A 19,470-nucleotide genomic window follows, 5' to 3' on the forward strand; every position below is an offset into this window, starting at 1 on the left:
CGGCCTTGCGGGAAACCGCCAGAGAGCATTCGGTGGTGCTGGATCAGGTGATGGCGATCTGACCAGTCAATAAAAGCTATTCAATAAAAATAATGGAGGTAGCTATGTTCCGTTCTTTCGGAATCCGTTCGCTTTGCTGTGCGGCGTTAACGGTCGGTGCGATGAGTTTCGCCGCTGCGACCCTGGCCCAAGAAGAAGTCAAGATCGGTTTTCTGGTCAAGCAACCCGAAGAGCCCTGGTTCCAGACCGAATGGGCGTTCGCGGAGAAGGCTGCCAAAGAGCACGGTTTTACCCTGCTGAAGATCGCCGTACCGGACGGCGAGAAGACCCTCGCCGCCATCGACAGCCTGGCGGCCAATGGCGCTAAGGGCTTCGTCATCTGCCCGCCCGACGTCGCGCTCGGCCCGGCCATCGTCGCCAAGTCCAAGTTCAACGACCTGAAGGTCATGGCGGTCGATGATCGTTTCGTCGATGCCAAGGGCGAGTTCATGGAGGAGGTGCCCTATCTCGGCATGGCCGCCTTCGAGGTCGGTCAGAAGCAGGGCGCAGCCATGGCCGAGGAAGCCAAGAAGCGCGGCTGGGACTGGAACGATACCTACGCGGTGATCAACACCTATAACGAGCTGGACACCGGCAAGAAGCGCACCGACGGCTCGGTGGATGCGCTGAAGAAGGCCGGCTTTCCAGAAGACCACATCCTCTATACCCCGCAGAAAACCCTCGACGTGCCGGGCAGCATGAACGCCACCACCTCGGCGTTGGTAAAGCTGCCGCGCGGCGCGAAGAACCTGATCATCGGCGGCATGAACGACAACACAGTGCTGGGTGGTGTGCGCGCCACCGAGAGCGCCGGCTTCAGCGCGGAGAACGTGATCGGTATCGGCATCAATGGCACCGATGCCATCGGCGAGCTGAAGAAGGACAACAGCGGCTTCTACGGCTCGATGCTGCCCAGCCCGCATATCGAGGGCTACGAGACGGCGCGGATGATGTACGAGTGGGTCACCACCGGCAAAGAGCCACCCAAGTACACCGCGATGGACGAAGTCACCCTGATTACCCGCGAGAACTTCCAGGAAGAGTTGGAAAAGATCGGCCTCTGGAAATAAGCCGGTCATTCGCGGGAGGCCTGATCTCAGGTCGATTTCAGTATCGAACTCGCCCGGTCAAACGGGCGAGGGTGGAGACGCTCCATGCTTCAACAAGTCAATTCGGGCGACAGCCTGCGTTTCAGCGGCATCGGCAAGAACTTCCCCGGCGTGCGTGCGCTGTCGGAAATCAGCTTCGAAGCCCGGCCCGGCACCGTTCACGCCCTGATGGGTGAGAACGGCGCTGGTAAGTCAACGCTGCTGAAAATTCTCGGCGGCGCCTATCAGCCGAGCAGCGGCGATCTGCAGATCGGTGCGCGCACACTGGCATTTCGCTCCGCCGGGGAAAGCATCGCCAGCGGTGTCGCGGTGATCCACCAGGAGCTGCATCTGGTGCCGGAAATGAGCGTGGCCGAAAACCTGATGCTCGGGCACATGCCTTCGCGCTTCGGGCTGGTGAACCGGAGGGCGATGCTGCGTCAGGCGCGTGAACTGCTCAAGGGACTGGCCGACGAGATCGATCCGTCTGCACGCCTGGGCAGCCTGTCGCTGGGGCAGCGCCAGCTGGTGGAAATCGCCAAGGCGATGTCGCGCAACGCCCATGTGATCGCCTTCGACGAGCCAACCAGCAGCCTCTCGGCGCGGGAAATCGAGCGGCTGATGACGATCATCGGCCGGCTGCGGGACGAGGGGCGAGTGGTGCTTTACGTCTCGCACCGGATGGAAGAGATCTTCCGTATCTGCGACGCGGTCACGGTGTTCAAGGACGGCCGCTTCGTCTGCACCTTCGACGATATGAGCGAGCTGACCCATGACGCGCTGGTGACCTGCATGGTCGGGCGCGATATCCAGGACATCTACAACTACCGTCCGCGCGAGCAGCAAGGCGAGGCCTTGCGCGTCGAGGGTCTGCTTGGCCACGGTTTGCAGGAGCCGGTGAGCTTCTCGGTCAGCCGTGGCGAGGTCCTCGGCTTTTTCGGCCTGGTCGGTGCTGGGCGTACCGAGCTGTTGCGCTTGCTTGCCGGGCTTGCTCCGCACAAGGCCGGTACGGTGCAGCTCGATGGGCAACCGCTGAAGCTGAAGTCGGCGCGCGATGCCATCGCCGCAGGCATTCTGCTCTGTCCCGAAGACCGCAAGAAAGAAGGCATCGTGCCGCTGGCCAGCGTGGCGGAGAACATCAATATCGGCGCGCGCAGCCGCAACGCGCGCCTGGGTTGCCTGGTGCCAGGCCGCTGGGAACGTGAGAACGCCGACCGACAGATTCGCGCGCTGAACATCAAGACGCCATCGCCGGATCAGCAGATCGTCTACCTCTCCGGCGGCAACCAGCAGAAGGTGATTCTCGGTCGCTGGCTGTCGATGCCGATGAAGGTGCTGCTGCTCGACGAGCCCACCCGCGGCATCGACATCGGCGCCAAGGCCGAGATCTACCAGATCATTCATGACCTCGCGGCGAGCGGTATCGCGGTGATCGTCGTGTCCAGCGATCTGATGGAAGTCATCGGTATCTCTGACCGTATTTTGGTGATGAGCGAAGGCGCGATCACTGGCGAGCTCCCTCGAGATCAGGCCGATGAGTCCCACCTGCTGCAACTGGCACTCCCGCGTTCGCGCGGCTGAACAACAATGATGAGGTGCTTTATGTCTGCTCAACAGAACGCTCTGTCCGCGCCGCGGCAGGGCCTCAATATGCGCCGTTTCCTTGATGACTGGGTCATGGTATTGGCCGCGCTCGGCATCTTCGTGCTGTCGGCGATCTTCATCGAGAACTTCCTCTCGCCGCTGAACATGCGCGGGCTCGGGTTGGCGATCTCGACCGTCGGCATTGCCGCCTGCACCATGCTGTTCTGCCTGGCATCCGGGCACTTCGATCTGTCGGTCGGGTCGGTGATCGCCTGCGCCGGTGTGGTGGCGGCAGTGGTGATGCGCGATACCGAAAGCGTCTTCCTCGGCGTCTCGGCGGCGCTGGCGATGGGGCTGGTGGTCGGGCTGGTTAACGGCATCGTGATCGCGAAGCTGCGTATCAATGCGCTGATCGCCACGCTGGCGACGATGCAGATCGTCCGCGGACTGGCGTACATCTTTTCCAACGGTAAAGCCGTGGGGGTGATGCAGGAGGAGTTCTTTCTGTTCGGCAACGGCAGCCTGTTCGGTGTGCCGGTGCCCATTCTGATCACTCTTGTGTGCTTCGCCTTCTTTGGCTGGCTGCTCAACTACACCACCTACGGCCGCAACACCATGGCCATCGGCGGCAATCAGGAAGCAGCGCTGCTGGCCGGGGTCCATGTCGATCGCACCAAGATCATCATCTTTGCCGTGCACGGCCTGATCGGTGCGCTGGCCGGTGTGGTGCTGGCGTCGCGGATGACGTCCGGGCAGCCGATGATCGGTCAGGGATTCGAGCTGACGGTGATCTCCGCTTGCGTGCTGGGTGGCGTGTCGCTCAGTGGTGGCATCGGCATGATTCGCCACGTGATCGCGGGGGTGTTGATCCTGGCGATTATCGAGAACGCGATGAACCTGAAGAACATCGACACCTTCTATCAGTACGTCATCCGCGGCACGATCCTGCTGATCGCGGTGATCATCGATCGGCTGAAGCAGCGCTGAACCCGTTCGCGTCGCGTGCCGGCGCGCTGGAGAATCCGTGAATACACACCTGATAGCGTTGGACTGGGGCACTAGTTCATTGCGCGCTTATCGGCTCGGTGCGGCTGGCGAAACGCTGGAAGAACGCAGCCTGCCGTTAGGCGTCATGCAGCTCGATGGCAGCGAGGCCGACTTCGAACGCGCGCTGGACCAAGCCTGTGGCGACTGGCAGCGGTCGGGTCCGGCGGTGCCGATGATTGCCTGCGGCATGATCGGCAGCGCGCAGGGCTGGCGCCAGGTCAGCTATGTCGAGGCGCCGCTTGGCGCTGACGGGTTGGGTACGGCGCTGCTACCGATTCACCGCTCCCAAGGTATGCCGCTGTGGCTGGTGCCGGGTGTGATTCAGCGTGGTGCCCTGCCCAATGTTATGCGCGGCGAGGAAACGCAGGTGTTCGGCTTGTTCGACGGCGACGCCGATCACGCGGGGCCGTTGCTGATCGGCCTGCCCGGCAGCCATAGCAAGTGGGTGATGGTTGAAGATGGCCAGCTCAGCCAGTTCCAGACGTTCATGACCGGAGAGGTCTATCAAGCGCTGCTCGGCCACACCATTCTCGGTCGCACGGCGGTGATCGGTGACGCCTTTAACGCTGCGGCTTTCGAGCGGGGCCTGCGCGTGGCCAGATCAAACGAAGGGCAAGGTGGCCCGTTGTCGACCATCTTCAGCAGCCGCACCCTGGTGCTGACCGGAGAACTTAGCGGCTCGGCTCAGGCCGATTACCTGTCCGGGCTGCTCATCGGTCATGAGCTGGCTGCCATGACGTCCGGGCTGCAACTGCCGCCGTCCCAGCCGATCGTCCTCATTGGCAATTCGACGCTGTGTGCCCGCTATCTGTGGGCCCTGGAATATTTCGGGTTCGAATCGCTGCGTTTCGCGCCGGAAGCCACGGCGGCGGGGCTCTGGAAAATTGCCGCAGGCGCCGGCCTGGTCGCCGCTCAAGCCACGGGAGAACGCGATGTTCGACAGGACGCTGGCCATTAACGGGTTGATCGCGATTCTTCGAGGCCTACGTCCCGAGGAGGCCGAGACGGTGGGCGGCGCGCTCTATGCCGCGGGCATGCGGATCATCGAGGTGCCGCTCAACTCGCCGCAGCCGCTGCGTAGCATCGAACTGATGCGGCGGAGCCTGCCCGCAGACTGCCTGGTTGGGGCCGGCACCGTGCTCACAGATAGGCAGGTGCTGGACGTGCGCGAAGCGGGCGGACAGTTGATCGTCATGCCGCATGGCGATGTCGAGGTGGTGCGCGCCGCCAAGATCGCCGGGCTGTATTGCACGCCCGGTGTCGCCACGCCCAGCGAAGCTTTTTCCGTACTGGCGGCAGGGGCCGACGCGCTCAAATTGTTTCCGGCCGAGCAGATCGGCATCGGTGCCATGAAAGCCTGGCTGACCGTGCTGCCGGCCGGCACGGCATTGCTGCCGGTGGGCGGTATCACGCCGGACAGCATGGCCCCTTATCTCCACGCCGGGGCGGCCGGTTTCGGCCTTGGCTCGGCGCTCTATTCGCCAGGCCTGCCCGCCCCCGAGGTCGGTCGCCGGGCGCGATCCTTCATTCAGGCCCGCCACGCGGCGTTGGGCTGATTACTTCCGAGAGGCTTGCGATGAAAATAACCCGCCTTACTACGCTGGTCGTGCCGCCACGCTGGCTGTTTCTGAAAATCGATACCGACGAAGGCATCACCGGCTGGGGCGAACCTGTGGTCGAGGGCCGCGCACATAGCGTTGCCGCTGCCGTGGAGGAGCTGTCCGACTACCTTGTTGGTCGCGATCCACGCAACATCGAAGACCTCTGGACCGTGATGTACCGCGGCGGCTTCTACCGCGGCGGACCCGTGCACATGAGTGCTATTGCCGGCATCGATCAGGCGCTGTGGGACATAAAGGGCAAGGCGCTCGGGATTTCGGTCAGTGAGCTGCTCGGCGGGCGCGTGCGCGAGCGCATCCGCGTCTATTCCTGGATTGGCGGCGATCGCCCGGCGGATACCGCCAGCGCGGCTCGCGATGCGGTGGCGCGCGGTTTCAGTGCGGTAAAGATGAATGCCAGCGAGGAAATGCAGTTCGTCGACAGCCACGCCAAGGTCGATGCGGTGCTGGCGAACATGGCCGCCGTGCGCGAGGCCGTGGGCAGCGAGATCGGTATCGGCGTGGATTTCCACGGTCGTGTGCATAAACCGATGGCGAAGATCCTGATCAAGGAGCTCGAGCCGTATCGGCCAATGTTCATCGAGGAGCCGGTGCTCAGCGAAAATTACGAGGCGCTGAAGGAATTAGCGCCGCTGTCCTGCGCACCGATCGCATTGGGCGAGCGGTTGTACTCGCGTTGGGATTTCAAGCGCATCCTCGCTGAAGGCTACGTGGACATCATCCAGCCGGACATCTCGCACGCCGGTGGCATCACCGAGACGCGCAAAATCGCCAGCATGGCCGAGGCCTATGATGTCGCGCTGGCGTTGCATTGCCCGCTCGGGCCGATCGCATTGGCGGCGTGCCTACAACTGGATGGCGTCTGTTACAACGCCTTCATTCAGGAGCAGAGCCTGGGCATCCACTACAACCAGGGCAACGACCTGCTCGATTACATCAGCAATCGCGAGGTGTTTGAGTACCAGGATGGCTTCGTAACAATTCCCAACGGGCCAGGGCTGGGTATCGAGATCAACGAGGCCTACGTGCTGGAGCAGGCGCGCATTGGCCATCGCTGGCGCAACCCGATCTGGCGCCACGCCGACGGCAGCTTGGCCGAGTGGTAGGGCGGCGACATGGTTGTGGTCAGGCGCACGGCAGGCCTCACGGGCCCGTAGGCTGCAGCAAGAGCCAAAAGCTTCGCCCCGAGGCGGGCCTCCCACAAAAGCGGCCAGTGCGCACCGAACCGCTGTAGGAGGCGCGCCCCGCGGCGAACGCTGGTTCGGATCCACAACGGTCTATGAAACCAACCGTGCTGCAAGCAAAGCGGCTGCTAAAAACGACCTCGCCAACCGCGAGGCTCGTTACAGCCTGAAGGCCCCTTGCGGGGCCTTCCGCGTCAGGGCTTGGGAAATTTGTAGATAGTGGTCTGGGTGTAGGTCTCGCCCGGGTCGAGGCGCGTGCTCGGGAAGTCCGGCTGATTGGGCGAGTCCGGGTAATGCTGTGTTTCCAGGGTGAAGGCACTCCAGTGCGGGTACGCCTTGCCGCCTTTGCCCTTGATGCTGCCGTCGAGGAAGTTGCCGGTATAGAGCTGCACACCGGGCTCGGTGGTGTACATCAGCAGCCGTCGCCCGGAGGCGGGGTCGTGCACTTCGGTGGCCAGCTTGCTCAGGTCGCCATCGGTATCCAGCACCCAGTTGAAATCGAAGCCGCCGGCCTTGGCCTCGGCGAATTTCAGCTGCTGATGGTCATCCTTTATGTGCTCACCGAAGCGAGTCGGCTGAAGGAAATCCATCGGCGTGCCCTTCACCTCGGCCAGCTCGCCGGTGGGGATGAGCTTCTCGGTGACCGGCGTGTAGCGCGAGGCGTGCAGCGTCGCGACCTGATCCAGCACGCTCGAGCTGCCGGCCCCGGCGAGGTTGAAGTAGCTGTGGTTGGTCAGGTTGAGCACCGTGGGTTTGTCGGTGGTGGCGCGGTACTGGATGCGCAGCTCGTTGTCTTCGTTGAGGCTGTAGGTCACGTGGGTGGTCATGGTGCCGGGGAACCCCATCTCGCCATCGGGCGACACGTAGCTCAGCTCGACGCCGACCCATCCGTCCTCGTCTGCGGGTTTGGCCTTCCAGACTCGCTTGTCGAAGCCCTCGGGTCCGCCATGCAGGGCGTTGCTGCCATCGTTCTGTGGAATCTGGTAGGTCGTGCCGTCGAGTTCGAAGCGGCCATCGGCGATGCGATTGCCGAAGCGACCTATGGTGGCGCCGAAGTAGACATTGCCGTTCTCGATATAGCCGTCGACATCATCGAAGCCGAGCACGATGTCGTCGAGCTTGCCGTTTTTGTCTGGCACCATGAGCGACTGCAGCACGCCACCGTAGGTGATCACCACCGCCTCGATCCCCTGGCTGTTTTTCAATGTGTACTTTTCGATGGGCGTGCCGTCCGGCATCTTGCCGAAGCTGCCGTGCTGGTTGGACAGGCCCGCGGCCTGGGCGCCGAATGTGCTGATCATGAGAGACAGGGCAATTCCGTTGAGTAGCAATCTGGGTTGCATGGCTTCACCTGACATTGTTGTTGTTTTTTGCGTGGATGCACGGCGCCAAGGTCGAAAGGTCTGACGGCGTTGCGCCGGCTAAAGCCTAGACAGCCGAGCCATTCCCTCCCAATACGAATTGCGGTCTCTGCGATACGCGAATCGGTATGTCTTCCGGGCCTAAAAAGACGCGGAAGGTTCAGCTGTGCTGGCGGGCCTCATGCTGCGCCAATGCCCATTCGACGTGCTCACGCACCAGCTCGGACGGATCCTCGCGGCGCGCCTCCAGCGCTTCCAGCACGGGAATGCTGGACGGCGCGTTGCCCAGCCCGACGGCCAGGTTGCGCAACCAGTTCTGGTAGCCCGTCCGGCGCAGCGGCGAACCTTCGGTGCGGTTGAGGAATTCCTCTTCGGTCCAGCGAAACAGCGCCGCCAGTTCGGCGTTGTCCAGGCTATGGCGCGGCTGAAAATCGGTTTGCCCGGTCGGGCGCGCGAAGCGGTTCCAGGGACAGACGATCTGGCAATCATCGCAGCCGAACACGCGGTTGCCGATCTTCGGTCGCAGCTCCACGGGGATCGGACCCTTGAGTTCAATGGTCAGGTAAGAGATGCAACGCCGCGCATCCAGCACGCGATCGCCGACAAAGGCTTCGGTGGGGCAGATGTCCAGGCAGGCGTGGCAGCTGCCACAGTGATCGCGTGCTGTGGGCTCGTCGACGGGCAGGGCGATGTCGACGAAGAGTTCGCCGAGGAAGAACCAGCTGCCAGCCTTTCGGTTGAGCACCAGGGTGTTCTTGCCGATCCAGCCAAGGCCAGCCTGCTGCGCCACGGCCTTCTCCAGTACCGGCGCGCTGTCGACGAACGCACGGAAGCCGAAGGGGCCGATCACCTGCTGGATGCGCTCGGCCAGTTGCTGCAATCGTTTGCGGATTAGCTTGTGATAGTCGCGGCCCAGCGCATAGCGCGACACATAGGCCTTCTCCGGCTGCGCCAGGCGCTCGGTCATGCGTGTATCGCCCGGCAGGTAATCCATGCGCAGCGAGATGACCCGCAGGGTGCCCGGCACCAGCTGCTCTGGATGGGAACGTTTGCTGCCGTGGGCAGCCATATAGTCCATCTCGCCCTGATAGCCCGCAGCCAGCCAGCGCTCGAGGTGCGCCTCATGCTCACCCAGATCGACGCCGGTAATGCCGACCTGCTGGAAGCCAAGCTCGCGGCCCCATTCCTTGATGGAGTCGGCAAGAGCGGCTGGGTCGAGTGATGTGCTGGGCATGGATTTGGGTCGTCGGGCGTTGCGGCGTTGATTGCGGGGTGAAGGTGTCTATTCGGCAAGTTGCGCCGATCGACTGCCACCATGCGCCTGAAACGCGTGAATCTCGACGCGCCGCGGGCGGCTCGGCAGGCGCATGCGTATAATTCTGCCAGATATTCGCTCGGGTGATTCATGTCTCAGACCACCGATACCTTGCCTACTGCTTTATATACCGCCACCCAGGTACGAGATATCGATGCTCGCCTGATCGCCGCCGGCACTCCCGGCTTCGAACTGATGCAGCGCGCGGCCCATGCTGCCTGGCGTGCACTGCGCAGACGTTGGCCTGACGAGCAACGAATCACCGTGCTGGCAGGGCGGGGCAACAACGCCGGGGACGGCTATCTCATCGCGGCGTTGGCGCAGCGTGCCGGCCGTCAGGTTCAGGTGCTTGCGGTGGGCGATCCGCAGCACTTGCAAGGCGATGCCGCGCAAGCGTTCGCTGAGTGCAAGGAAGCTGGCGTGACGCCGGCGAAATGGTCGACGAAGGCCAAACTGCACGGCGTGCTGGTCGATGCGCTGCTCGGTACCGGAATTGCCGGCGAGGTGCGCGAGCCTTATGCCAGTGCTATTCGCGCGATGAACGAAAGCGCGTTGCCAGTCCTGGCGGTCGATCTGCCGTCCGGCCTTTGCGCCGATACCGGGCGCGTGCTCGGCCATGCGGTGCGCGCCGACCTTACGGTGTCTTTCATCGGCCTCAAAGTCGGGTTGTTCACTGGCGAAGGGCCGGACCGAGTCGGTGAGCTGGCATTCGACGATCTACAGGCCGACGCCGCCATCCTCGATTTAGTCGAGCCCGGTATCGAGCGCCTCAGTGAAGCAAATCTTCCGGTAGTAACGCCCCGTTCGCCGACGGCGCACAAGGGCAGCTTCGGTCAGGTACTGGTGATCGGTGGCGATCTCGGCACCGGCGGTGCGGCATTGCTCAGCGCTGAGGCTGCGTTGCGCTGCGGGGCCGGCATGGTCACGCTGGCAACCCGGCCTGAGCACGTGACGGCGGCGCTGGTACGGCGCCCGGAGATCATGTGCAGCGGTGTTGAGTCTACCTATGCACTGACCGAGTTGACCCGGCGTGCCGATGTGCTGGTCATCGGTCCAGGCCTAGGGCAGGCGCCCTGGGGGCGTAGCCTGCTGTCGCTTGCACCGCAATGTCAGGTGCCGCAGGTATGGGACGCCGATGCGTTGAATCTGCTCGCCGCCGGTGCGGTCGACTTGCCGGCTGGCTGTCTGCTGACACCGCATCCGGGGGAGGCTGCGAGATTGCTGGATGCGTCCGTTGCGGAGGTCCAGGCCGATCGCCCTGCGGCGGCGCGGAAGTTGGCGGGTCGCTACGGTTGCACGGTACTGCTCAAGGGCGCGGGAACATTGATTGCCGACCGTGATGGCCGCTTAGCTTTGTGTAGCCGCGGTCACCCGGCGATGGCCAGCGCCGGTCTTGGTGATGTCCTCGCGGGTGTTGCTGGAGCATTGTTGGCGCAGGGGTTGGCGCCGTTCGATGCGGCCTGTCTGGCGGTATGGCTGCATGCCGTTGCCGGCGAAAATACCGGCGAGGGCGGGCGCGGGTTGGCAGCCGCCGATCTGATTCCAGCCATCCGCCAGTTGCTCGAGGAGCAATCACCATGCCGCAGGTAACGCTTTTCGCAGCCGACGAAGACGCCATGCTCGCGCTTGGCGCGCGCATCGCCCAGGCGACCGGTGGTCGGGGCGTGATCTACCTTCACGGGGACCTCGGGGCAGGCAAGACCACGCTCTCGCGCGGGCTGATTCGCGGTTTCGGTCATGAGGGCAAGGTCAAAAGCCCGACCTTTACCCTGGTCGAACCCTACGAAATGCCCGACGCGCGGGTCTTTCATTTCGATCTGTACCGGCTTGTCGATCCGGAGGAACTGGAATTTCTCGGCATTCGCGACTATTTCGAAGGGGATGCCTTGTGCCTGGTAGAGTGGCCGGAACGTGGCGCCGGCATTTTGCCAAAGGCTGACCTGGACATTACCATTACGCCGCACGGGGCCGGTCGTATGCTGCGCCTGACGCCACGAGGCGAGCGCGGTGAAGGCTGGTGTTCCATCCTGACCATCGCTAATCAATGAAAATCATGGGGTTGGGTATGCGCATGCGCGCGCTAGTAAGTGGTTTGGCATTAATGCTTGCCTCGGTACAGGTCCTGGCTGCTTCCGACGTGCAGAGCGTGCGTTTGTGGCGGGCGCCGGACAACACTCGTCTGGTATTTGATCTTTCCGGTCCGGTTCAGCACAACGTCTTCACCCTGACGGCGCCGGACCGCATCGTCATCGACGTCGACGGCGGCAATCTGCCGAAGCCGTTCGAACAGCTCCCGCTGAAAAACACCCCCATCTCCGGCCTGCGTGCGGCAAAGTTCGACGCCGATACATTGCGAGTGGTCATTGATCTCTCTGCGCAGGTGACACCCAAGAGTTTTACCCTGACGCCCAATCAGCAGTACGGCCATCGACTCGTGGTCGATCTGTTCGATGAAGGTGCCGACCCTTCCAGCGGCGCCGAAGTCCCGGCGACTGTCACGCCAAGTACTCCCGCTGCGCCCGTGTCGCCGACCCTGCCTGCGCTGAAACTGCCGCCGCTACCAAGCAGCAAGCGAGACATCGTCATTGCCATCGACGCCGGTCATGGTGGCGAGGACCCGGGCGCGATCGGCCCGGGCAAGGTCTATGAGAAAGGGGTCGTGCTGCAGATTTCCAAGGAGCTGCAACGCCAGATCAATGCCGAAAAGGGTTTTCGTGCCGAGCTGGTGCGGACCGGTGATTACTTCATCCCGCTGCGCAAACGCACCGAGATCGCGCGCAAGAAGGGTGCCGACCTGTTCGTCTCGATACATGCCGACGCGGCTCCGCGTTCGGCCGCTTATGGAGCCTCGGTGTTTGCGTTGTCGGACCGCGGCGCTACCTCGGAAACCGCACGATGGCTGGCTGACAGCGAAAACCGTTCTGATCTGATCGGCGGTGCCGGTAATGTCAGCCTCGGTGACAAGGACCAGATGCTGGCCGGCGTGCTGCTGGATCTATCGATGACTGCGTCATTGTCGTCCAGCCTCAATGTCGGGCAGAAAGTACTGAGCAACATGGGCCGCATTACCCCACTGCACAAGAGCCGCGTGGAGCAGGCGGGGTTCATGGTACTGAAATCTCCAGACATCCCATCGATCCTGGTGGAAACCGGATTCATCTCCAATCCGTCAGAGGCGCGCAAGCTGCAAACCGCATCCCATCAACAGTCGCTGGCGCGCTCGATTCACAGCGGCGTTCGGCAGTTTTTCCACGAGAACCCGCCGCCTGGCACCTACGTCGCTTGGCTGCGGGATTCCGGCAAGATCGCCAGCGTGCCTCGTGAGCACGTGGTCCGTTCTGGCGAAAGCCTGGCCCTGCTCGCCGAGCGTTATCAGATCAGCCTGCTCGCATTGCGCAACGCCAACAGTCTGAAAGGTGACACGATCAAGGTCGGTCAGACGCTGAACATTCCCGCTACCACCCTGGCATCGCAGCCATGACCGAAGCGGCGCGTATCCAGCTGCTCAGCCCGCGGCTGGCGAACCAGATCGCCGCCGGAGAAGTAGTCGAACGGCCTGCTTCGGTGATCAAGGAGCTGTTGGAGAACAGTCTCGACTCCGGCGCCGACCGTATCGAGGTGGATGTCGAGCAGGGCGGGATCAAGCTGCTGCGCGTTCGCGACAATGGCTGCGGCATTCCGGCCGACGACCTGCCGCTGGCCCTGGCTCGGCATGCAACCAGCAAGATCCGTGACCTGGAAGATCTCGAGCGGGTAATGAGCCTGGGCTTCCGTGGCGAGGCGCTGGCGTCGATCAGCTCGGTGTCGCGGCTGACACTGACCTCGCGCACTGCCGATGCCGCCGAGGCCTGGCAGGTGGAAACCGAAGGCCGGGACATGGCGGCGCGGGTGCAGCCCGCGGCGCATCCGGTGGGCTCGTCGGTCGAGGTGCGCGATCTGTTCTTCAACACACCGGCCCGGCGCAAGTTTTTGCGCACCGAGAAGACCGAATTCGATCATCTGCAGGAAGTGATCAAGCGGTTGGCGCTGGCGCGCTTCGATGTGGCGTTTCATCTGCGGCACAACGGCAAGGTGGTGTTCGCCTTGCATCAAGCCAGCGATGCCGCATCGAGGGCGCGGCGTGTGGCTTCGGTGTGCGGTCCGGCATTTCTCGAGCAGGCACTGCCGGTGGAAATCGAACGCAACGGTCTGCACCTCTGGGGCTGGGTCGGTCTGCCGACATTTTCACGCAGCCAGGCGGACCTGCAATATTTTTACGTCAATGGGCGCATGGTGCGTGACAAGCTGGTCGCCCATGCAGTGCGCCAGGCCTATCGCGACGTGTTGTTCAACGGCCGGCATCCGACCTTCGTGCTGTTCCTCGATGTGGATCCGGCAGTGGTGGACGTTAATGTTCATCCGACCAAGCATGAGGTCCGTTTCCGCGACAACCGCATGGTCCACGACTTTCTTTACGGCACGCTCCATCGTGCACTAGGCGATGTACGCCCGGAAGATCAGTTGGCGGCGCCGGCCAGCATGACGCCAGTCACCCAGGCCAGTGGTATCGCCGCCGGAGAATTCGCCGGGCAGAACGAAATGAGCCTTGCCGCCAGCGTGCTCGAACAACCTCAGGTCGAACAGCCGGCCTGGCGTGGGTCAGGTGCCGGCTATCAGGCCCCTCGGTCAATGCCGACAGGCAATGTCGGGGAAGTGCAGGGCGCTTATCGCGAGTTCTTCTCCCCGCTCGCTGAAGTCGGTCCGGCCGCGTTGCCGGAGAGCCGGCACGACGTTCCGCCCCTGGGCTATGCGCTGGCCCAGCTCAAGGGGATTTACATCCTTGCCGAGAATGCGCACGGCCTGGTGCTGGTGGATATGCATGCCGCTCATGAGCGGATCATGTATGAACGGCTGAAAGCCGCGATGGCCAGCGAAGGGCTGCGCGGACAACCATTGCTGGTGCCCGAGTCGATCGCGGTCGCTCAGCGCGAGGCGGACTGTGCCGAGGAGCACGCCCATTGGTTCAAAATGCTCGGTTTCGAGCTGCAACGTCTGGGACCGGAAAGTCTGGCCATTCGCCAAATTCCTTCTTTGCTCAAACAGGCCGAGGCGACGCGACTGGTACAGGATGTGCTCGCCGACCTTCTGGAATACGGCACCAGTGACCGGATTCAGGCGCATCTCAATGAGTTGCTTGGCACTATGGCGTGCCACGGAGCAATTCGTGCCAACCGACGCCTGACGCTGCCGGAAATGAACGGCCTGCTACGCGATATGGAGCAAACCGAGCGCAGTGGCCAGTGCAACCACGGCCGCCCGACCTGGACCCAGATGGGTATGGGGGATCTGGATAAGCTGTTTCTCAGGGGGCGTTAGCCTCCCATAGGCGGATCGCCCCATTGCCGCATCGATTTCATGCCGCATACCCGAACCACCTTACTTTCGAGCCGTCGATGACCCGATTACCGCCCGCCATTTTTCTCATGGGTCCCACAGCCGCAGGCAAGACCGATCTGGCGCTGGAGCTTGCGCGCGCGCTGCCCTGTGATCTGATCAGCGTCGATTCGGCCTTGGTGTATCGGGGGATGGATATCGGCACCGCCAAACCACCGGCCGAAGTGCTTCAGGAATTTCCGCATCGGCTGATCGATATCCGTGACCCGGCGCAAAGCTACTCGGCTGCGGAGTTTGTCGACGACGCGCTGGCGGCGATGTCTGACATTACCGCTGCGGGGCGCATTCCGTTGTTGGTTGGCGGGACCATGCTCTACTTCAAGGCGTTGATCGAGGGTCTAGCCGATATGCCTCCGGCCGATCCCGCTATGCGCGCCGAGTTGGTGTCACAGGCGCAGACCGAAGGGTTGGGAGTGCTCCATCGGCGGCTGGCCGAGGTCGATCCGGAGTCTGCGGCGCGGATTCACCCCAACGATCCTCAGCGTCTGATCAGGGCGCTAGAGGTTTACCGTGTCAGCGGTATCAGCATGAGCGAGCACCGCGTTCGGCAACGGATGCAAAAAGCCGTAGCGGGCACGCCAGACGGCGGCGTCTTGCCTTATACTGTCGCCCAGTTGTCCGTTGCGCCCGCGCAGCGACAGGTCTTGCATCAGCGTATCGAACAGCGCTTCGTGGCGATGGTTGAACAGGGCTTTGTCGAAGAGGTCGAAAAACTCCGTGGGCGTGGCGATCTGCATCCCGAGCTGCCCTCCATGCGTTCCGTAGGCTATCGCCAGGTCTGGAGTTACCTGGACGGCGCCTATTCGCGGGACGAGATGGTGCAGCGCGGCGTCATCGCTACTCGACAGCTGGCCAAGCGTCAAATGACCTGGCTGCGGGGATGGGAGGGGGTTCACTGGCTGGAAAGCTCGGCCTGCGACAATCTGCCGCGAGCATTGAAATACTTGGAGAGGCTCACCATATTGAGCTGACACTGTAATTTGACCGGCTATCCTCAATCATTGAACGGCCGTGTTTGATTCTAAAAATTAATGAAAAGATCCTTTAAGGAGTGCGGCACATGTCAAAAGGGCATTCGCTACAAGACCCTTACCTGAACACATTGCGTAAGGAACGCGTTCCGGTTTCCATCTACCTGGTCAATGGCATCAAGCTCCAGGGACAGATCGAGTCATTCGACCAATTCGTCATTCTCTTGAAGAACACGGTCAGCCAGATGGTCTACAAGCACGCCATTTCGACTGTCGTTCCTGGCCGTCCGGTACGCCTGCCTGCCACAGGTGATGCAGAGCAGTCCGAGTCGGGTAACGACTAAAGGGGGCGTTCTTTGTTCTTCGAACGTCCCGGTGGCGGTGAGCGGGCCATCCTGGTTCATCTGGATGGCCAGGATCCAGCGGCGCGTGAAGACCCTCAGGAGTTTCGGGAGTTGGCACGATCAGCCGGCGCCGAAACCGTTGGCTTCGTCAATATCGCCAGGCATCAACCTTCCGCCAAGTTTTTGATCGGCAGCGGCAAAGTCGAAGAACTGCATGATCTCGTCAAGGATGGCGAGGTCGAGCTGGTCATCTTCAATCACACACTGACGCCTAGTCAGGAGCGTAACCTCGAGCGAGCGCTCGAATGTCGCGTGCTTGATCGAACCGGCCTGATCCTGGATATCTTTGCTCAGCGTGCGCGTACCCATGAGGGCAAGTTGCAGGTTGAGTTGGCCCAGTTGGAGCATATGAGCACGCGCCTGGTACGTGGTTGGACCCACCTTGAGCGGCAGAAGGGTGGTATCGGTCTGCGCGGCCCGGGTGAAACTCAGCTGGAAACCGATCGGCGCCTGCTGCGAGTGCGTATTCGGCAAATCAAACAACGCCTGGAAAAGGTTCGCGGTCAGCGTGAACAGGCCCGTCGGGGTCGGCGGCGTGCCGACATTCCGCTGATTTCCCTGGTGGGCTACACGAACGCTGGCAAGTCTACGCTGTTCAATGCCCTGACCGAATCTGACGTTTACGCCGCCAACCAGCTGTTCGCCACGCTTGATCCAACCTTGCGTCGCCTGGAGCTGAATGACCTCGGGCCGGTGGTGCTCGCCGATACAGTGGGTTTCATTCGTCATCTTCCGCATAAGCTGGTTGAGTCGTTCCGGGCGACGCTCGAAGAGTCGAGCAATGCCGATCTGCTGTTGCATATCATCGATGCTCACGAGCCCGAGCGTGATCAACAGATTGAGCAGGTCTTGGCGGTGTTGACTGAGATCGGTGCACACGAGCTGCCGATCTTGGAGGTCTTCAATAAGGTAGATCTGCTGGAAGGTATCGAGCCGCAAATTCAGCGTAACGCCGATGGCGTGCCGCAGCGGGTCTGGGTATCGGCGCAGCAGGGGTTGGGTCTCGATCTGCTGAAGCAGGCGATCGCCGAACTGCTTGGTAACGATTTGTTCGTGGGAACGCTTCGGCTCCCTCAAAACCTCGGGCGACTGCGGGCGCAGCTCTTCGAGTTGGGTGCGGTTCAGTCCGAGTCTCATGATGAAGAGGGTGGCAGCCTGCTTGATGTGCGATTGCAGCGTGTCGAACTGCATCGTCTGATTAGTCGCGCGGGTATCGAGGTGGAACAGTTTTTCGAGCAACACACTTTGCAATAAAGCTCGGGGGGGCTTTTAAGCCGTTCGTTCCGGGCTTTCGGTAGCATTGGCGGGCGCGCCGTTGGCGCGTCTTTAGCTTTATTTGAATGGAGAGCGCTATGGCTTGGAATGAGCCGGGTGGCAACTCGAACAACCAGGATCCTTGGGGTAGCGGTGGCGGTGGTCGTCGCGGTGGTGGCGATCAGAAGGGTCCGCCGGACCTGGATGAGGCTTTCCGCAAATTACAGGACAGCCTCAACGGCATGTTTGGCGGCAAGAAGCGCAGTGGTGGGTCGTCAGGTGGTGGTGCCGGCCGGCGTGGCGGGTTCGGGCTGCTCTGGATCGGTCTGGTGCTGCTGCTCGCCGTTTGGCTGTTCAACGCGATCTATATCGTTGATGAGCAGGAACAGGCTGTGGTGTTGCGCTTCGGCAAATATCACGAAACCGTAGGGCCGGGTTTGAATATATATTTCCCGCCGTTCGATCGTAAGTTCCAGGCCAACGTCACTCGTGAGCGCTCCTACAGCAAGCAGGGGCAAATGCTTACCGAAGACGAGAACATCATCGAAGTGCCATTGACGGTGCAGTACAAGATCAGCGACTTGCAGGCCTTTGTGCTCAATGTCGATGATCCAGAAGCATCGTTGCAGCACGCGACCGACAGTGCGGTGCGTCATGTGGTGGGCTCAACCGCCATGGACCAGGTGCTGACCGAAGGCCGTGAAGCCATGGCTGGCGAGGTCAAGGAGCGCCTGCAGCGCTTCCTCGACAACTACGGCACCGGCATCATCGTCACGCAGGTCAACCTTCAGAGCGCCGCAGCGCCCCGCGAGGTACAGGAAGCTTTCGATGACGTGATCCGTGCTCGTGAAGACGAACAGCGCGAGAAGAATCAGGCCGAATCTTATGCCAATGGCGTCATTCCCGAGGCGCGCGGTCAGGCTCAGCGCATGTTGGAGGAGGCAAGCGGCTACCGTGATGCGGTGATTTCACGGGCACAGGGCGAGGCGGATCGCTTCACCAAGCTGGTTGCCGAGTACCGAAAGGCACCCGACGTGACGCGTGAGCGCCTGTACATGGAGACTATGCAGGAAGTGATGAGCAATACCAGCAAGGTCCTCGTAACTGGCGAGAAGGGACAGAACAACCTGCTCTATCTACCGCTGGACAAGATGATCAACAGCCGTGGCGCTGCTTCCGAGCGTTCTGCGGCGGCATCCGCGTCGAGTTCTTCGACTCAGACCACGCGGTTGCCTCCTGAGCTGGATCCACGCGAAGTGCGTACAAGGGAGGTCCGCTGATGAGCAATAAGTCCCTGACCGCCCTGATTGTGGGTGTGGTGCTGGCGATCGTGTTGTGGAATAGCTTCTACATCGTCTCCCAGACAGAGCGTGCGGTAATGCTGCGCTTCGGTCGTATCGTCGAGCCGGACGTGAAGCCGGGTCTTCATTTGAAAATTCCTTACGTGAACAGCGTGCGCAAGTTCGATGCCCGTCTTATGACGCTCGACACCACCACGTCGCGGTTCCTGACGTTGGAAAAGAAGGCGCTGATGGTCGACTCCTATGCCAAGTGGCGTGTGGATGATGCCGAGCGTTTCTATACCGCGACTTCAGGTATGAAGCAGATTGCAGACGAGCGTCTTGCGCGTCGTCTGGAGGCTGCACTGCGAGATCAGTTCGGTAAGCGAACCTTGCACGAATCCGTGTCAGGTCAGCGCGACGAGCTGATGAGTCTGGTGACCAACAGCTTGAATCGGGCAGCGCAGCAGGAGCTCGGTATCGAAGTGGTCGATGTTCGTGTCAAGGGCATTGATCTTCCTCGCGAGGTGAATCGCAGCGTGTTCGAGCGTATGAGCTCCGAGCGTGAGCGCGAAGCGCGTGAGCACCGGGCGAAAGGTAAGGAATTGGCCGAGGGTATTCGCGCCGATGCCGATCGTCAGCGTCGTGTGCTGCTGGCTGAGGCGTTCCGTGAGGCCGAGGAGTTGCGCGGTGATGGTGATGCGCAGGCGGCAGCGATCTATGCTGCGGCGTACGGCCAGGATCGCGAGTTCTATTCCTTCCATCGCAGCCTGCAGGCCTATCGCGAAAGCTTTGCCAACAAGGAAGATGTGCTGGTGTTGGATCCGAATAGCGACTTCTTCCGCTATCTGGAATCCTCAACAGCGCAGTGAGCGCAAGGGTCATCCGGCC

17 protein-coding genes are annotated in these 19,470 nt (G+C 61.9%); 15 read left to right on the top strand and 2 right to left on the bottom strand.

The window, feature by feature from the left end:
• The first annotated feature begins 104 nt into the window (after positions 1-104).
• From DQ405_RS15815 to dgoD, 6 genes are all read left to right on the top strand, one after another.
• Complete coding sequence (locus DQ405_RS15815; protein ID WP_168425107.1) at positions 105-1,109, top strand: substrate-binding domain-containing protein; 1,005 nt, start codon at positions 105-107, stop codon at positions 1,107-1,109.
• 84 nt (positions 1,110-1,193) lie between these two features.
• Positions 1,194-2,708, top strand: a complete 1,515-nt coding sequence (gene araG / locus DQ405_RS15820) for an L-arabinose ABC transporter ATP-binding protein AraG (RefSeq protein ID WP_168425108.1) — start codon at positions 1,194-1,196, stop codon at positions 2,706-2,708.
• Positions 2,709-2,729: 21 nt separating this feature from the next.
• Positions 2,730-3,698, top strand: a complete 969-nt coding sequence (gene araH, locus DQ405_RS15825; protein ID WP_168425109.1) for an L-arabinose ABC transporter permease AraH — start codon at positions 2,730-2,732, stop codon at positions 3,696-3,698.
• 37 nt (positions 3,699-3,735) lie between these two features.
• Positions 3,736-4,716 carry a 2-dehydro-3-deoxygalactonokinase gene (locus DQ405_RS15830; RefSeq protein ID WP_168425110.1) on the top strand — a complete coding sequence of 327 codons (981 nt, stop codon included), beginning with the start codon at positions 3,736-3,738 and terminating at the stop codon, positions 4,714-4,716.
• Positions 4,691-5,314 carry a 2-dehydro-3-deoxy-6-phosphogalactonate aldolase gene (locus DQ405_RS15835; protein ID WP_168425111.1) on the top strand — a complete coding sequence of 208 codons (624 nt, stop codon included), beginning with the start codon at positions 4,691-4,693 and terminating at the stop codon, positions 5,312-5,314. The genes DQ405_RS15830 and DQ405_RS15835 overlap by 26 nt, the downstream gene beginning before the upstream one ends.
• Before the next feature lie 20 nt (positions 5,315-5,334).
• The gene (gene dgoD / locus DQ405_RS15840) at positions 5,335-6,483 is read left to right on the top strand and encodes a galactonate dehydratase (protein WP_168425112.1); all 1,149 of its coding nucleotides are present in this window, start codon (positions 5,335-5,337) and stop codon (positions 6,481-6,483) included.
• Between the two features lie 272 nt (positions 6,484-6,755).
• Here the strand turns inward: dgoD and DQ405_RS15845 are convergent, their stop codons facing one another.
• Together DQ405_RS15845 and queG are read right to left on the bottom strand one after the other, a co-directional pair.
• The gene (locus DQ405_RS15845; RefSeq protein WP_168425113.1) at positions 6,756-7,904 is read right to left on the bottom strand and encodes an aldose epimerase family protein; all 1,149 of its coding nucleotides are present in this window, start codon (positions 7,902-7,904) and stop codon (positions 6,756-6,758) included.
• Between the two features lie 178 nt (positions 7,905-8,082).
• Positions 8,083-9,156 (bottom strand): tRNA epoxyqueuosine(34) reductase QueG, encoded by a 1,074-nt coding sequence (queG, locus tag DQ405_RS15850; RefSeq protein ID WP_168425114.1) that lies wholly within the window; start codon positions 9,154-9,156, stop codon positions 8,083-8,085.
• A 171-nt stretch (positions 9,157-9,327) separates the two neighbouring features.
• Here queG and DQ405_RS15855 point away from each other — a divergent pair, with 171 nt between their 5' ends.
• The 9 genes from DQ405_RS15855 (at position 9,328) to hflC (ending at position 19,451) form a co-directional block, all read left to right on the top strand.
• Positions 9,328-10,827, top strand: a complete 1,500-nt coding sequence (locus DQ405_RS15855) for an NAD(P)H-hydrate dehydratase (protein WP_168425115.1) — start codon at positions 9,328-9,330, stop codon at positions 10,825-10,827.
• Positions 10,815-11,285 carry a tRNA (adenosine(37)-N6)-threonylcarbamoyltransferase complex ATPase subunit type 1 TsaE gene (tsaE, locus tag DQ405_RS15860; protein WP_168425116.1) on the top strand — a complete coding sequence of 157 codons (471 nt, stop codon included), beginning with the start codon at positions 10,815-10,817 and terminating at the stop codon, positions 11,283-11,285. The genes DQ405_RS15855 and tsaE overlap by 13 nt, the downstream gene beginning before the upstream one ends.
• Positions 11,286-11,302: 17 nt before the next feature.
• Positions 11,303-12,718: an N-acetylmuramoyl-L-alanine amidase gene (locus DQ405_RS15865; RefSeq protein WP_168425180.1), complete on the top strand. Its 1,416-nt coding sequence runs from the start codon at positions 11,303-11,305 to the stop codon at positions 12,716-12,718.
• Complete coding sequence (gene mutL, locus DQ405_RS15870) at positions 12,715-14,592, top strand: DNA mismatch repair endonuclease MutL (RefSeq protein WP_168425117.1); 1,878 nt, start codon at positions 12,715-12,717, stop codon at positions 14,590-14,592. Before DQ405_RS15865 ends, mutL begins: the two co-directional genes overlap by 4 nt.
• Positions 14,593-14,669: 77 nt before the next feature.
• Positions 14,670-15,641: a tRNA (adenosine(37)-N6)-dimethylallyltransferase MiaA gene (miaA, locus tag DQ405_RS15875; protein ID WP_168425118.1), complete on the top strand. Its 972-nt coding sequence runs from the start codon at positions 14,670-14,672 to the stop codon at positions 15,639-15,641.
• 89 nt (positions 15,642-15,730) lie between these two features.
• Positions 15,731-15,985 (top strand): RNA chaperone Hfq, encoded by a 255-nt coding sequence (hfq, locus tag DQ405_RS15880; protein WP_168425119.1) that lies wholly within the window; start codon positions 15,731-15,733, stop codon positions 15,983-15,985.
• A 12-nt stretch (positions 15,986-15,997) separates the two neighbouring features.
• On the top strand, positions 15,998-17,299 hold the full coding sequence (hflX, locus tag DQ405_RS15885; protein WP_168425120.1) for a ribosome rescue GTPase HflX: 1,302 nt from the start codon (positions 15,998-16,000) through the stop codon (positions 17,297-17,299).
• Positions 17,300-17,397: 98 nt separating this feature from the next.
• Entirely contained in the window at positions 17,398-18,579 is a 1,182-nt protein-coding gene (gene hflK / locus DQ405_RS15890; RefSeq protein ID WP_168425121.1) for an FtsH protease activity modulator HflK, read from the top strand.
• Positions 18,579-19,451: a protease modulator HflC gene (gene hflC, locus DQ405_RS15895; RefSeq protein WP_168425122.1), complete on the top strand. Its 873-nt coding sequence runs from the start codon at positions 18,579-18,581 to the stop codon at positions 19,449-19,451. Before hflK ends, hflC begins: the two co-directional genes overlap by 1 nt.
• The last annotated feature ends 19 nt before the right edge of the window (positions 19,452-19,470 follow it).

The organism is Pseudomonas sp. SST3 (assembly GCF_003325755.1).